This is a genomic window from Cryobacterium sp. Hz7 (genome assembly GCF_004402815.1).
Taxonomy (GTDB): Bacteria; Actinomycetota; Actinomycetes; order Actinomycetales; family Microbacteriaceae; genus Cryobacterium; species Cryobacterium sandaracinum.
Genome location: NZ_SOFB01000045.1, coordinates 51,636 through 64,300, shown reverse-complemented (window position 1 = coordinate 64,300; position 12,665 = coordinate 51,636). Strand labels below are relative to the sequence as shown.

General features: G+C 69.3%; 12 protein-coding genes. 5 read left to right on the top strand and 7 right to left on the bottom strand.

The annotated features are described in order from the left end of the window. Nucleotides 1-12 precede the first annotated feature (12 nt). From E3N86_RS09425 to hpaD, 5 genes are all read left to right on the top strand, one after another. Entirely contained in the window at nucleotides 13-1,608 is a 1,596-nt protein-coding gene (locus E3N86_RS09425; RefSeq protein ID WP_134511837.1) for a fumarylacetoacetate hydrolase family protein, read from the top strand. Next, entirely contained in the window at nucleotides 1,605-2,375 is a 771-nt protein-coding gene (locus tag E3N86_RS09420; protein ID WP_134511836.1) for a GntR family transcriptional regulator, read from the top strand. The genes E3N86_RS09425 and E3N86_RS09420 overlap by 4 nt, the downstream gene beginning before the upstream one ends. Before the next feature lie 113 nt (nucleotides 2,376-2,488). Next, nucleotides 2,489-3,448 carry a 4-hydroxy-tetrahydrodipicolinate synthase gene (gene dapA, locus E3N86_RS09415; protein WP_134401245.1) on the top strand — a complete coding sequence of 320 codons (960 nt, stop codon included), beginning with the start codon at nucleotides 2,489-2,491 and terminating at the stop codon, nucleotides 3,446-3,448. A gap of 18 nt (nucleotides 3,449-3,466) precedes the next feature. Then, on the top strand, nucleotides 3,467-5,002 hold the full coding sequence (hpaE, locus tag E3N86_RS09410) for a 5-carboxymethyl-2-hydroxymuconate semialdehyde dehydrogenase (RefSeq protein WP_134511856.1): 1,536 nt from the start codon (nucleotides 3,467-3,469) through the stop codon (nucleotides 5,000-5,002). An 82-nt stretch (nucleotides 5,003-5,084) separates the two neighbouring features. Then, the gene (gene hpaD / locus E3N86_RS09405; protein WP_104194199.1) at nucleotides 5,085-6,161 is read left to right on the top strand and encodes a 3,4-dihydroxyphenylacetate 2,3-dioxygenase; all 1,077 of its coding nucleotides are present in this window, start codon (nucleotides 5,085-5,087) and stop codon (nucleotides 6,159-6,161) included. 19 nt (nucleotides 6,162-6,180) lie between these two features. Here hpaD and E3N86_RS09400 read toward each other — a convergent pair whose 3' ends face one another. The 7 genes from E3N86_RS09400 to E3N86_RS09370 form a co-directional block, all read right to left on the bottom strand. Beyond that, nucleotides 6,181-7,005 carry an anti-sigma factor domain-containing protein gene (locus tag E3N86_RS09400; RefSeq protein ID WP_134511835.1) on the bottom strand — a complete coding sequence of 275 codons (825 nt, stop codon included), beginning with the start codon at nucleotides 7,003-7,005 and terminating at the stop codon, nucleotides 6,181-6,183. After that, nucleotides 6,992-7,648, bottom strand: a complete 657-nt coding sequence (locus E3N86_RS09395) for an RNA polymerase sigma factor (RefSeq protein ID WP_241977361.1) — start codon at nucleotides 7,646-7,648, stop codon at nucleotides 6,992-6,994. The genes E3N86_RS09400 and E3N86_RS09395 overlap by 14 nt, the downstream gene beginning before the upstream one ends. 29 nt (nucleotides 7,649-7,677) lie before the next feature. Then, nucleotides 7,678-8,337 (bottom strand): class F sortase, encoded by a 660-nt coding sequence (locus E3N86_RS09390; protein ID WP_134511834.1) that lies wholly within the window; start codon nucleotides 8,335-8,337, stop codon nucleotides 7,678-7,680. 28 nt (nucleotides 8,338-8,365) lie between these two features. Next, nucleotides 8,366-9,205, bottom strand: a complete 840-nt coding sequence (locus E3N86_RS09385; protein ID WP_134511833.1) for a DUF4397 domain-containing protein — start codon at nucleotides 9,203-9,205, stop codon at nucleotides 8,366-8,368. A 155-nt stretch (nucleotides 9,206-9,360) separates the two neighbouring features. Continuing rightward, a complete protein-coding gene (locus tag E3N86_RS09380; RefSeq protein ID WP_198412902.1) occupies nucleotides 9,361-10,647 on the bottom strand; it encodes an MFS transporter in 1,287 nt (428 codons plus the stop codon). Nucleotides 10,648-11,196: 549 nt separating this feature from the next. Then, nucleotides 11,197-11,943 (bottom strand): alpha/beta fold hydrolase, encoded by a 747-nt coding sequence (locus E3N86_RS09375; protein WP_198412901.1) that lies wholly within the window; start codon nucleotides 11,941-11,943, stop codon nucleotides 11,197-11,199. A 110-nt stretch (nucleotides 11,944-12,053) separates the two neighbouring features. Next, complete coding sequence (locus E3N86_RS09370) at nucleotides 12,054-12,644, bottom strand: isochorismatase family protein (protein ID WP_134511832.1); 591 nt, start codon at nucleotides 12,642-12,644, stop codon at nucleotides 12,054-12,056. Nucleotides 12,645-12,665: the final 21 nt, after the last annotated feature.

The window sequence follows — 12,665 nt, the reverse complement described above, 5'->3', positions numbered from 1 at the left end:
AAGCCGCAAAACATGCCGAACTCGACCTCCGTGGGCGCCGCCGACGTCACCGCAAGCAACAGCGCAAGCACCAGCGCGACCGGCAGCGCAAGCAACAGCGCGGGTATCAGCGTCACCGCCACCACCGATCTCGCCACACCGGGCAAGATCATTGCGGTGCACCTCAACTACCCGAGCCGGGCCGCCCAGCGCGGCCGCACGCCGGAGCAGCCGTCGTACTTCCTCAAGCCGGCGTCGTCGCGGAGTTCCAGCGGCACGCCGGTGGAACGGCCCGACGGATGCGAGCTGCTGGTGTTCGAGGGCGAGATCGCGCTGGTGATCGGGCGCCGCACCCGCGGCGTCTCGCCCGAGGAGGGCTGGGCGGCGGTCTCGCACGTGACCTGTGCCAACGACTTCGGCGTGTACGACCTGCGCTACGCCGACAAGGGCTCGAACCTGCGCTCGAAGGGCGCCGACGGCTTCACCCCCGTCGGGCCGACACTGCTGCCGGCGGCCGGCCTCGACCCGGCAGCGCTGCGCATCCGCACCTGGGTCAACGGCACGCTCGTACAGGAGGACACGACCGCCGACCTGCTCTTCGGGTTCGGCCGGCTCGTCGCCGACCTCTCGCAGCTGCTCACGCTCGAGCCCGGCGACCTGATCCTCACCGGCACGCCGGCCGGATCGTCGGTCGTCGTGCCCGGCGACATCGTCGAGGTCGAAGTGGATGCCCCAGGAGCCCCGGGCGCACCCCGCACCGGCCGCCTCGTCAGCCCGATTCGGCAGGGCACGGTGCCGTTCGGCGCGTTCGGGGCCGGCCCGCGGGTCGACGATCTGCAGCGCACCGAGGCGTGGGGTTCGGCGGAGGCGGCCGGGCTCGCACCGACATCCGTCACCGCACCCACAGCGGAGCAGACGCCCCCGCCGTTCGCCCTCACCCCCGAGCTGAAGGCCCGGATCAACAGTGTGGGCACCGCCACCCTCAGCGCCCAGTTGCGCAAGCGCGGGCTCAACTCGGTGTCGATCGACGGCCTCGGCTCGACCCGGCCGGGCGCCCGTCTCGTCGGCCGGGCCCGCACACTCCGGTACATTCCGGCGCGGGAGGACCTGTTCGAGTCGCACGGCGGCGGCTACAACGCCCAGAAGCGCGCCTTCGACTCGCTCGGACAGGGCGACGTGCTCGTGATCGAGGCCCGCGGCGAGCGCGGCACGGGCACGGTCGGCGACATCCTCGCCCTGCGCGCCCAGATGCGCGGCGCGGCCGGCATCGTGACGGATGGCGGTGTGCGCGATCTCGCGGCCGTCACCGCCCTGGAGATCCCGACCTACCACGCCGGACCGCACCCTGCCGTGCTCGGACGCCGGCACGTGCCGTGGGACACGGACCTGACCGTGGCCTGCGGCGGGGCATCCGTGCAGCCCGGCGACGTGATCGTCGGGGACGCCGACGGGCTGATCGTGATCCCGCCGCACCTGGTTGAGGAGGTGGTCGCCGCAGCCATCGTGCAGGAGCGCGAGGAGACCTTCATCGCCGCCATGGTCACGGCCGGGCACGGCGTCGACGGGCTCTACCCGATGAACGCCGAGTGGAAGGCCCGTTATCGGGTCTGGCTGGAGGAGCAGGCATGACGGCCTCGGTCTCGACAGGATCGACTGGATCGACAGGCTCGGCGGGCTCGACTGGCGTTGCGACTGGCTCGACCACCGGCGGCTCGACCACCGGCGCGGAGGCGTCGCTGAGCAAGGCGCAGCTCGCCCACCGGTGGATCCGGGCCCGCATCTCCGACGGCAGCTTCAGCCCGGGCTACCGCCTGGTGCTCGGGCAGATCGCCCGGGAGATCGGTGTCAGCACCGTGCCGGTGCGGGAGGCCATCCGCCTGCTGGAGGCAGAGGGTCTGGTCACGTTCGAGCGCAACGTCGGCGCCCAGGTGGCCATGCTCGACGTCACCGAGTACACCCACACGATGCAGACGCTGGCCCTCGTCGAGGGCTACGCCACCGCCCTGTCGGCGCCGCGGCTCGACCCGGAGACGCTGCTGCGCGCCCGGGAGATCAACCTGGAGATGGACGAGTGCCTGCACCACTTCGACCCGGTGCGTTTCACCAGCCTGAACCGCGAGTTCCACTCGGCCCTGTTCGAGGCCTGCAGCAATGCGCATATCCTCGACCTGGTGCAGCGGGGCTGGAGCCGGCTCGGCACCCTTCGCGAATCCACGTTCAGCTTCGTGCCCGGTCGGGCGCACGAGTCCGTCGCCGAGCACACCGCGCTGCTCGACCTGATCAAGGACGGCGCCGATCCCCTGCAGATCGAACTGGCCGCGCGCGACCACCGGCTCGGCACCCTGAACGCCTTCCTCGCCCAGCAGCACACCGCCCCCACCGCCTCCACCCCCTGACAGCCAATCCCGCAACTGTTCCCGTAGCGGACGACTGTTGCCCGCACACCGGGAACATTCGTCCGATTCGGCAACAGTCGCGGACGCATCCGTTGCCCTCGAAAGGAAGAACAATGAAGTTCCGCACCGACCCGAGTCAGATCACAGGCTCTATCGCGCCCCTGATGAGCCCGTTCACGGCCGACGGCGCCGTCGACCACGCCGGCCTCACCAACCTCGTGAACTGGCAGCTCGCCTCCGGCACGCACGGGATCTCGCTCGGCGGCTCCACCGGCGAGCCGAGCTCGCAGACCATCATCGAACGTGCCAGCGCGATCCGCACCGTGGCCGCCGCGGTCGGCGACCGGGTGCCGTTCATGCCCGGCACCGGCTCGGCCAAGCTCGACGAGACCCTCGAGCTCACCGCCGCGGCCCAGGACGCCGGCGTCGACGCCGCCCTGATCATCACCCCCTACTACGCCCGCCCCACCCAGGAAGCCCTCTACTTCTGGTACAAGACCGTGGCCGAGGAATTTCCGGACCTGCCCATCGTCGCCTACAACGTGCCCAGCCGCACCGCCGTGGACATCGCACCGGAGACCATCGCCCGCCTCTACCGCGATTTCGACAACTTCGTCGGCGTCAAGGAGACCACCAAGGACTTCGAGCACTTCTCCCGGGTGCTGCAGCTCTGCGGCCCCGAACTGCTGGTCTGGAGCGGCATCGAACTGCTCTGCCTGCCTCTGCTGGCCCTCGGCGGCGTGGGATACATCAGCGCCACGAGCAACATCGCCCCGGTCGCGCACGTCGAGATGTACAACGCGTGGATGGCCGGCGACATCGAGACGGCCCGGCGCATCCACTACGGCCTGCACCCACTCGTCGACCTGCTTTTCGTCGAGACGAACCCGGCCCCGGGCAAATGGGTGCTCGAGCAGCGCGGCCTGATCGAGAGCGGCTTCGTGCGCCCGCCGCTGATCACCCCGACGGATGCGGGCATCGCCAAAATGCAGGCGCTCCTGGCCGCCGGCGAGCAGTACCTCTCCCCCGTCGACGGCTTCACTGTCGCCGGCTTCACCCCGAAAGCAGCCTGAGCCATGACCGACACCACCATGACCGAGACCACCGTGACCGACACCACCACCACGAGAACCCGCGCGCAGCATGTGCCCGAGAACCTGCCGACCCGCATCCAGCACTTCATCGGCGGCCGGTTCGTCGACAGCGTCTCCGGCGCGACCTTCAACGTGCTCGACCCGGTGTCGAACCAGACCTACGCCACCGCCGCAGCCGGCCAGAAGGAAGACGTGGACCTCGCCGTCGCCGCCGCGACCGACGCCTTCGTGGCCGGGCCGTGGCCGAGGATGAAGCCGCGCGAACGCTCCCGCATCCTGAACAAGATCGCCGACGCCGTCGAGGCCCAGGATGCCCGCCTCGCCGAACTCGAGACGTTCGACACCGGCCTGCCGATCACCCAGGCCCTCGGCCAGGCCAAGCGGGCGGCCGAGAACTTCCGCTTCTTCGCCGACCTGATCGTGGCGCAGACCGACGACACCTACCAGGTGCCAGGCAGCCAGATCAACTACGTCTTCCGCAAACCGGTCGGCGTGGCCGGGCTGATCACCCCGTGGAACACCCCGTTCATGCTGGAGAGCTGGAAGCTCGCCCCCGCACTGGCCGCCGGCTGCACGGTCGTGCTCAAGCCGGCCGAGTTCACGCCGCTGTCGGCGAGCCTGTGGGCGGAGATCTTCCGCTCCGCCGGGCTGCCCGACGGGGTCTTCAACCTGGTCAACGGGCTGGGTGAGGAGGCCGGGGACGCGCTGGTCAAGCATCCGGATGTCCCCCTCATCTCGTTCACGGGCGAGACCACCACGGGCCAGACCATCTACCGCAACTGCGCCGCGAACCTCAAGGGCATGTCGATGGAGCTCGGCGGCAAGTCCCCCGCCGTGGTCTTCGCCGACGCCGACCTCGAGGCCGCGCTCGACTCGACCCTGTTCGGGGTGTTCTCGCTCAACGGCGAGCGCTGCACCGCCAGCAGCCGCATCCTGGTGGAACGCCCGATCTACGACGACTTCTGCGCCCGCTATGCGGCCCGGGCACAGAACATCGTCGTCGGCGACCCACACGACCCTGCCACCGAGGTCGGCGCGCTCGTGCACCCCGAGCACTACGCCAAGGTGATGAGCTACGTCGAGATCGGCAAGAGCGAGGGCCGCCTGCTCGCCGGCGGCGGCCGCCCCCAGAACCTGCCAGAGGGCAACTACGTGTCCCCGACCGTGTTCGCGGATGTCGCCCCGACGGCCCGCATCTTCCAGGAGGAGATCTTCGGACCGGTCGTGGCGATCACGCCGTTCGACACCGACGAAGAAGCCCTCGAGCTGGCCAACGGCGTCAAGTATGGCCTGGCCGCATACATCTGGACCAGCAACCTCACCCGGGCGCACACCTTCGCGCAGTCGATCGAGGCGGGCATGGTCTGGCTCAACTCACACAACGTGCGGGACCTGCGCACCCCGTTCGGAGGGGTCAAGGCCTCGGGCCTCGGCCACGAGGGCGGCTACCGCTCGATCGACTTCTACACCGAGCAGCAGGCCGTGCACGTTTCCCTCGGGCCTGTGCACACCGCCCGCTTCGGCGCCCACTGATCTCGGGTCCCCGGTCCCGGGTCCCGACACGCTCGACCACCGACACGCTCGACCACCGCGACATCTCAATGAGGAGGATTCCATGACCACCACCCCCATCCCCACGCCGACCGCGACCCCGCCGGACATCCTGCGCTGCGCCTACATGGACATCGTCGTCACCGACCTGGCCCGTTCGCGCGCGTTCTACGTCGACGTGCTCGGCCTCGTCGTGACCGAGGAGAGCGACACCGAGATCTACCTGCGCAGCTTCGAGGAGTTCATCCACCACAACCTGGTGCTGCGCCAGGGCCCGGTCGCCGCAGTCGCCGCGATGGCCTTCCGGGTGCGCGCCCCCGAAGACGTGGGTCTGGCCGAGGCCTGGTATCAGGAGCTCGGCTGCCGCACCGAACGCCGCATCAACGGGTTCGTGAAGGGTGTCGGTGACTCCGTGCGCGTCGAAGACCCGCTCGGCTTCCCCTACGAGTTCTTCTACTCGGTCGACCACGTCGAACGCCTGGCCTGGCGCTACGACTTGCAGGGTCCCGGCGCCCTCGTGCGCCTGGACCACTTCAACCAGGTCACCCCCGACGTGGGACTCGGCCGCGGCTACCTCGAGGACCTCGGCTTCCGCGTCACCGAGGACATCCAGGACGAAGACGGCGTCACCTACGCTGCCTGGATGCGCCGCAAGGACACCGTGCACGACACCGCCCTGACCGGCGGCGACGGCCCGCGGATGCACCACATCGCCTTCTCCACGCACGAGAAGCACAACATCATCTACATCTGCGACAAGCTCGGCGCCCTGCGGATGTCGGACGTCATCGAGCGCGGCCCCGGCCGCCACGGCGTCTCGAACGCGTTCTACCTCTACCTGCGCGACCCCGACGGCCACCGGGTCGAGATCTACACCCAGGACTACTACACCGGCGACCCCGACAACCCCGTCGTCACCTGGGACGTGCACGACAATCAGCGCCGCGACTGGTGGGGCAACGCGGTCGTGCCGAGCTGGTACACGGATGCCTCACTGGTGCTCGATCTGGACGGCAACCCCCAGCCGGTCATGGCCCGCACCGAGTCCAGCGAGATGGCCGTCACGGTCGGCGCCGACGGGTTCTCGTACACCCGCAAGAACGACGTGGAGCACGGCTTCAAGCTCGGCAATACGCTCTGACACTCACGTGCGGGTGGTGTCAGGCCGTACGCAGTTCCCCGCGCAGGATCGACTCGCCGGAGTGCTGCGGGTCGCCGTCGTCGGGTTCCGCGGAGACGTCGACCAGCGGGTACTGCGACAGGTCGACGCCGTCGGGGATGGCGAAGCGCCCGGACTCACCGTCGAGCAGTCCGATGCTGATCAGCCCGGACGCATCCGCCTTGATCAGCCACACCTCGCGCAGATCGGTGTCGGCGCTCACCCCGGTGACGTCGAGCACGACCTCCCGGTGGCCGTCGGCCGTCTTCGCGACGTAGGCGCTGCCGGCGGCGTCCCAGCCGGGGTACGGGTCCAGCTGGGCCTCGGCGAGTAGCACCGGCGCGGGTTCCTGCTGCTGTGCGGGCTGCCACCAGATGCCGCCGCCGAGGCCGCCGAGCAGTCCGGCGATGCCGGCGGCCACGGCCATCGGCATCCAGTTGCGGCGTCGTGGGAGGGGGCGCAGGGCGGAGCCGATGTCGGTGACCGTGGCGGACGGGGTCTCGACAGGCTCGACCACCGGTGCAGGGGTCTCGACAGGCTCGACCGTTGTAGGGGGCTGGTCCGCTGCCTCGTAGCCGCTGCGCCCAGGGGTGGCGGCCACGGCGTCGGACAGGCCGAGGGCGGCGTGGATACCGGCCCAGACTCGATCGCCGGGCTCCACGAGTTGCACACTGCGCGCGGACCGGCCGACGTGGGCGGTGTGCTGCAGGGCGATGAGTTCCAAGGAGCACTCGGGGCATTCCGACAGGTGCTGGCGTTCGGGTTCGGTGAGGTCGAACTCTGTCATTGCGATGAGAGCGAGGTTTTCCCGGTCAATGTGTGTCATCGTTCGCCTCCAATCTGGTGCGCAGTCTCGAAAGACTTCGGCGGATGTGACTCTTAACGGTGCCGAGCGGCAGTCCGAGGTTATCGGCGATTTGGGTGTGCGTGAGATCGTCGTAGAAGGCCAGCTGCATCACCTGCTGAGGAACGGGTCCGAGCCGGCGAAGTTCGTCGCTCATTAGCACACGATCCGCGATGTCGGCGGATTCGTCGGTCTGGCTGAGCGCGGTGTCGACGAGGACAGCCTCCTCGACCCGCCGCCGTCGTGAGCGGGCCTCGTGGGCATCCGCGACGGTGTGCCGAGTGATCCCGACGAGCCAGGCCGGCAGAGGCGACCGCGACGCATCAAATCCGTCCCGCCCGCGCCAGGCGGCGATGAAGACCTTCTGGGTGACGTCTTCGGCTTCGCCGGGATCGCCGAGCGAACGAACGGCGATCGTGTAGACGAGGGATGACCAGCGGGCGTAGGCCTCGGCGAGCGCACGTTCGTCTCCCGCCCGAAACGCGAGAACGAGCTGGGCGTGGTCGTCTTCGTCGGTGAGTGCCGTCACGTCGTATCGGTTTCCCCCGGTTGGTGAGCGCATCGGGAGGTCGTACATGTCAGACTCCGCCGGAGAGCAAGCCTCGACCACCGTGATGACCAGCATAGCCACCCCTCTGCGTCATGGTGCCTGGGTCATGCGATTGGACTCGCCGAGACGATTACGTTGGACAGATAGGTGCGGGCGTCGTAGTCGAATTCGCCGCCGCAGGTCACAAGGGTGAGCCGGTTGGGACCGGACCGGTCGAAGATCGAGTCCCAAGGCACATCCTGTTTGGCCACGGTTTGAACGGATTCCACGGAATAGCGACGCTCCTGACCGTCGTCGGTGGTCACCACGATCTCGGTGCCCGCACGCGCCGAGGCGAGCTGGGCGAACGGTCCGATGTCGTAAATCAGGGAGTCGACGTGGGCGGCGATCACGGTCGCGCCGGTGGTGCTGGCCGGTGACGGTCCAAAGCGATACCAGGCGGCGAGCGAGGGGTCTTTTGGCAGCTCCATCGCCCCGTCGTCGGCCAGACCGACGGACTCGATGGCCATGTCGATTCCGAGGGAGTCGACTCGGATGGTCTGGGGCGGCCGGGCCTGCGGGGTCTGGTTCTGATCCAGCGAGGAACTGACGGTCGGCACGTCGACCTCGGCGACGGGCAGCGGGGCCGACGGCGTCGGAGTCGGCGCTGCGTTCGTCGGGGAAACGTAGGCCGTGGGCGATGATGTGCTCGGGGCGCTGCTGCAGCCCGTGAGCAGGGCAAGAGCCACAGCGAGCACTGTGAAAGTGCCCACTGTGGCTCTCATTGTGGATCTCCCTTTCTGACTGGCGTGACTAGCGGCGAGCCGCGGACAGGCGACGCATACCGACGACGGCGGCGGCGACCAGACCCATCAGCACGGCGGCGAAGCCACCGACCATGAGCCCCATGGAGTCGTCCGCCTGGTTGGTGGCGACGAGACCGGCCTCACCGGCGGGGATGCTGTCCGGGTTGGAGTGAAGCCCGTCGATGGTCTGAACGGCCAGGGCCAGGTTCTTGTCGGTCAGGCTGCCCCACGCGTAGACGATCGTGTTCGTGCCCTCTGCGACGTTGACGTCTGCCGGGCCGATCACCGGGTCAGTCGTTCCGGTTGCGGCGACGGCGGCCGAGATGGTGCCGGCCGGCAACGTGAGCACGGATTCCTTCGGGTTCATTAGGGCGGTGATCGCGACGGCTCCGTTGGCGAGAACATCGACCGCGGGGGCTGCTGCCACGTGGCGAACCGTCAGGCGGCCCTCCCCGGCGGCGAGCTGCGAGATGTCGTTGGTGAACAGCGACGCCGTGGGCTTGCCGGCCTCGTCGAGGTGCGCGGCGGCGGTGTAGTTCTTGCCGGCTTCGAGCGGGAGGTCGACCGGGCCGATGGCAGGTGCGCTGGCATCCGCTGCGTCCGACGCGGTGATGGCCACCTTGTAGGTGCCGGGTGCGAGGTCGAGCGGACCGGCGAGGTCGCCCGGCTTGAAGTCGTCCAGGGTCAGCTTGTCGTTCACGTAGACGTCGACGGTGAGGCCGGGAACTCCGTGGAACACAGACAGCTTCGCGACGTCTTCGGCTGCCTGTGCCGGAGCGAGACCGCCGAGGGCGACGAGAGCACCGAGAGCGCTGGCCGTCATTCCGATCTTGAGGGACTTGTGCATCGTTTCCTCCTGCGTAATGGATCTGTGAGTGGGTCACTCTGAAGAGATTCTTGAAACCTCTTTAACCCCTACTTCTCTCGCACGTCCCCAAACGGATGCACATGCATGGAAATCTCTGTAAAACTTTTTTTGCGGGCTGCAGGTCGCGCGCGATTTCATCGGCTCGCCGCGGCGCGATGCAGGGAGATGTCCCGGCGAAAGACCAGCATCACCACCACCAGCGACACGGCCGAGAACGCGGCCCCGCCCGCGAACATCGCCGGGTAGCCTAGCCACGGCTCGAGTAGGGACAGCGCCAACGGCACGAAGAACCCCAGGTAGGTGATGCCGTAGTAGATCGCGGTCAGCCGGGCGAGGTGGTCGGGCGGCGCGATCCGCTGCACCTCCTGCAGCCCCGACACCATCAGCAGGCCGTACGCGGCGCCGAGCAGGGCCGCCGCCGCCAAAATCAGCCAGAGCACGGGTGGGCTCACGGCGACGGATGCGAGCAGCAGCGACCCGACGGTCAGCATCAGCGCGAACATGATTCCTCGGGCATTGTGCCCGGCGGTGATGCGGTGGCTGAAGAGCTGCAGCGACGCTCCCGCGACGAGAGCCACCACGCAGAGCAGGGCCGCGAATGCCACCGGCGCGGACGGGATCTCGGTCGCGGCGAGCGCCGGCAGGATGGCGTAGGCGGTCGTGGCCGTTCCGAAGACCCACGGCGCCACCGGCACGATCAGGAGCAGGAACCGCGGGTACGGGGAGATGGCCGGGTGGACGGCCGGCAGGGCCCCGGCCGCGATGCCCCGTCCCTGGGACTCCGGGGTGCAAAACAGCAGAAGGCCGAAGAGCACGGCGATGACGGTGTGCGCCGCGTACGGCAGCACGCCGGGGAACGGCGCCCACTGGGCCAGCGCTCCGGAGCTCGCCGCGCCGAGTGCGAAACCGAGGGACAGCGCGATGGTCGCCCGTCGTGCCCCCGAGGAACGGTCGGCCCCGAAGTCGAACGGTCTCGCGGAGAGTTCCTTCACCCAGCTGGTGCCCACGGCCATGGCCAGGCCGAGGGCGACGCCGGAGAGGATGCGGCCGGCCAGCAGCATGGGCACATTTCCCGCGGACAGGGCCAGCAGCACGCTCCCCGCGATCGCGACCCAGGGCGCGGGCAGCATCAGCGGTCGGCGGCCGAACCGGTCCGACAGCGGGCCGGCGATCAGTAGCGCCGGGATGATGCCGAGTACGTAGGCCCCGAGCAGCAGGTTCGCCAGCTGGTTGGAGAACCCGTCCGCCTGTCGGTACATCACCAGCAGTGGGGTGAATTCGTTGCCGCCCCAGGCGACGGCGAAGATCGCGGCGGCCGGCGCGAGCCAGTACTTCCTGCCCCGGGCGCCGGTGAACGAGCCGGATCCGGTGGTCGAGCCTGTCGAAACCGAACCCATCGCATCCTGGATGTCGGTTGTCATGACGGTCCCCCGGTCGGCATTCGGCGGCCTCGGCAGCGAGGCCCGCACGCCCCCAGCCTAGGGGAGGCGCCGGGGCTCACTCCCCCCAGCCGGCGGCGAACCAATTCGACGGAGATTGTGCAATATGTGCGGGTTTTCGGAGTGTTGGACGCGGTTATGGGCACAATCTCCGTCGAATTCGTCAGGGTCAGGGCCAGGGCCAGCCGAGCTCGCGCGTGTGGCCAACTCAGGACATCCGTCGCCCGGTGGCCCGGCCGCCCCGGACCAGTGCGGAACCAGCGCGGATGTCCGGGCCGGCCCGGACGGATCTCCTGAGTTAGCCCCAACATCGGCCGGTTGCCCAGCAGCGCCAGCCGGATGCGCAGCATCTCTTGTGCGGTTCGGGCAGCCCCCACGCGCTCCGCCCCACAGCGCGAACGAATTCGACGGAGATTTTGCGATATGTGCGGGTTTCTGAAGGTGTTTAGGGCGATGCGGGCAAAATCTCCGTCGAATTCGTTAGGGGCGTGAGAGGCGAGCGAGTGCCCGGACTCAGGGCGCTCAGGGCGCTCAGGCCAGGAACTGCAGTGCGGCGCGCTTGAACTCGCGGGAGGTGAGCGTGTTCACGTGGTCCCGGCCCGCCAGTTCGAGGTAGTCGGCACCGCGCGCGCGGGCAAGTTCGGCGACCCCGGCCGGGATGCAGTCGGCGCCGCCGGCGACGTAGAGCACGGGAATCTCGACCGGCACGTCCAGCGAGGAGCCGGCCACCCCGCCGACGCACGCCACGAGGGCCTCACGGTCGGCGCCGGCGGTGATCGCGGCACCCAGTATCGCCGCGATCGACGGGTCGGCGCCGGCGGTGCCGGCGGTCACGAACCGGCGCACGGCATCCGGATGCCACGTCTCGAACAGTTCGTCCGGCCCGGCTCCGCCGAGCACCAGTCGGCGCACCCGGGACGGCGCCAGCCGCGCGAGCGCCGCCGCCACGCGCGAGCCCATCGAATAGGCGACCACGTCGACCTGCTCCAGCCCGAGGGCGTCGAGCACGACCACGAGGTCGGCGGCGAGTTGCCGGGGCAGGTAGTCGATGCTGCGGTGCGGCTTGTCGCTGCGGCCGTGACCGCGGAGGTCGAGGGTGATCACGCCGCGCCCGGCGTCCTGCAGGGCTCGCACCCAGCCGGTGCCGACCCAGGTGACCTGCGATGTCGACGCGAACCCGTGCACGAGCAGGATCGGGCGCTCGCCGGGCACGACGTCGTAGGCGATCCGCACGCCGTCGAGGCGCTGCGCGAACAGCGCCCCGCCTGCAGAGCCCACCGGAGCAGAGCCCGCCGGAGCAGAAACCGCCGAAGCAGAAACCGCCGCGGCCGGCCCCGCCGGGGCCGGACTCGCCGGGGCCGGACTCGCCCGGCCGGTCACCCCCACGCTCAGACGACCACGTCGGAGGTGACGAGCACGGCACCGGCATAGGCCAGCTCGCCCAGGGCCGCGTCACTCGTGTCCGGGGCGACGCCGGCGACGAGGTCGGTCAGTACCCGCACATGCTGGCCGTGGCCCCGCGCATCCAGGCCGGACGCGCGCACACAGTGGTCGGTGGCGAGGCCGACGATGTCGATGTCGGTCACCCCGTTCGCGATGAGCAGCTCGCCCGTCTTCTCGCCGCCCATCGAGATGCCGTCGAAAATGGAGTAGCCCGGTTGGCCCTGCCCCTTGCGAATGTGGATGGTCGTGTCCGGCAACAGCAGCGAGGGGTGGTACTCGGCGCCAGGGGTGCCCGCCACGCAGTGCACGGGCCAGGGGTCCATGGAGCCTGGCTCGCCGGCCCGGGCGAAGTGTCCGCCGTTGTCGCTGTCGGGGTCGTGCCAGTCGCGGGAGGCGAAGATCACGTCATAGGCATCCGGATGTTCCGCCAGCAGCGCGCTGACGCCCGCGGCCACCGCAGACCCACCCTCGACGGCGAGGGCCCCGCCCTCGGTGAAATCGTTCTGAACGTCGATGATGAACAGGGCCCTGGTCACGGATTGCTCCTTCTGTCGCCG

Excerpts from the sequence above, each read along its gene's own strand:
- E3N86_RS09425 (WP_134511837.1), top strand. The coding sequence starts at position 13 with ATGCCGAACTCGACCTCCGTGGGCGCCGCCGACGTCACCGCAAGCAAC.
- E3N86_RS09420 (WP_134511836.1), top strand. The coding sequence starts at position 1,605 with ATGACGGCCTCGGTCTCGACAGGATCGACTGGATCGACAGGCTCGGCG.
- dapA (WP_134401245.1), top strand. The coding sequence starts at position 2,489 with ATGAAGTTCCGCACCGACCCGAGTCAGATCACAGGCTCTATCGCGCCC.
- hpaE (WP_134511856.1), top strand. The coding sequence starts at position 3,467 with ATGACCGAGACCACCGTGACCGACACCACCACCACGAGAACCCGCGCG.
- hpaD (WP_104194199.1), top strand. The coding sequence starts at position 5,085 with ATGACCACCACCCCCATCCCCACGCCGACCGCGACCCCGCCGGACATC.
- E3N86_RS09400 (WP_134511835.1), bottom strand. The coding sequence starts at position 7,005 with ATGACACACATTGACCGGGAAAACCTCGCTCTCATCGCAATGACAGAG.
- E3N86_RS09395 (WP_241977361.1), bottom strand. The coding sequence starts at position 7,648 with ATGCTGGTCATCACGGTGGTCGAGGCTTGCTCTCCGGCGGAGTCTGAC.
- E3N86_RS09390 (WP_134511834.1), bottom strand. The coding sequence starts at position 8,337 with ATGAGAGCCACAGTGGGCACTTTCACAGTGCTCGCTGTGGCTCTTGCC.
- E3N86_RS09385 (WP_134511833.1), bottom strand. The coding sequence starts at position 9,205 with ATGCACAAGTCCCTCAAGATCGGAATGACGGCCAGCGCTCTCGGTGCT.
- E3N86_RS09380 (WP_198412902.1), bottom strand. The coding sequence starts at position 10,647 with ATGACAACCGACATCCAGGATGCGATGGGTTCGGTTTCGACAGGCTCG.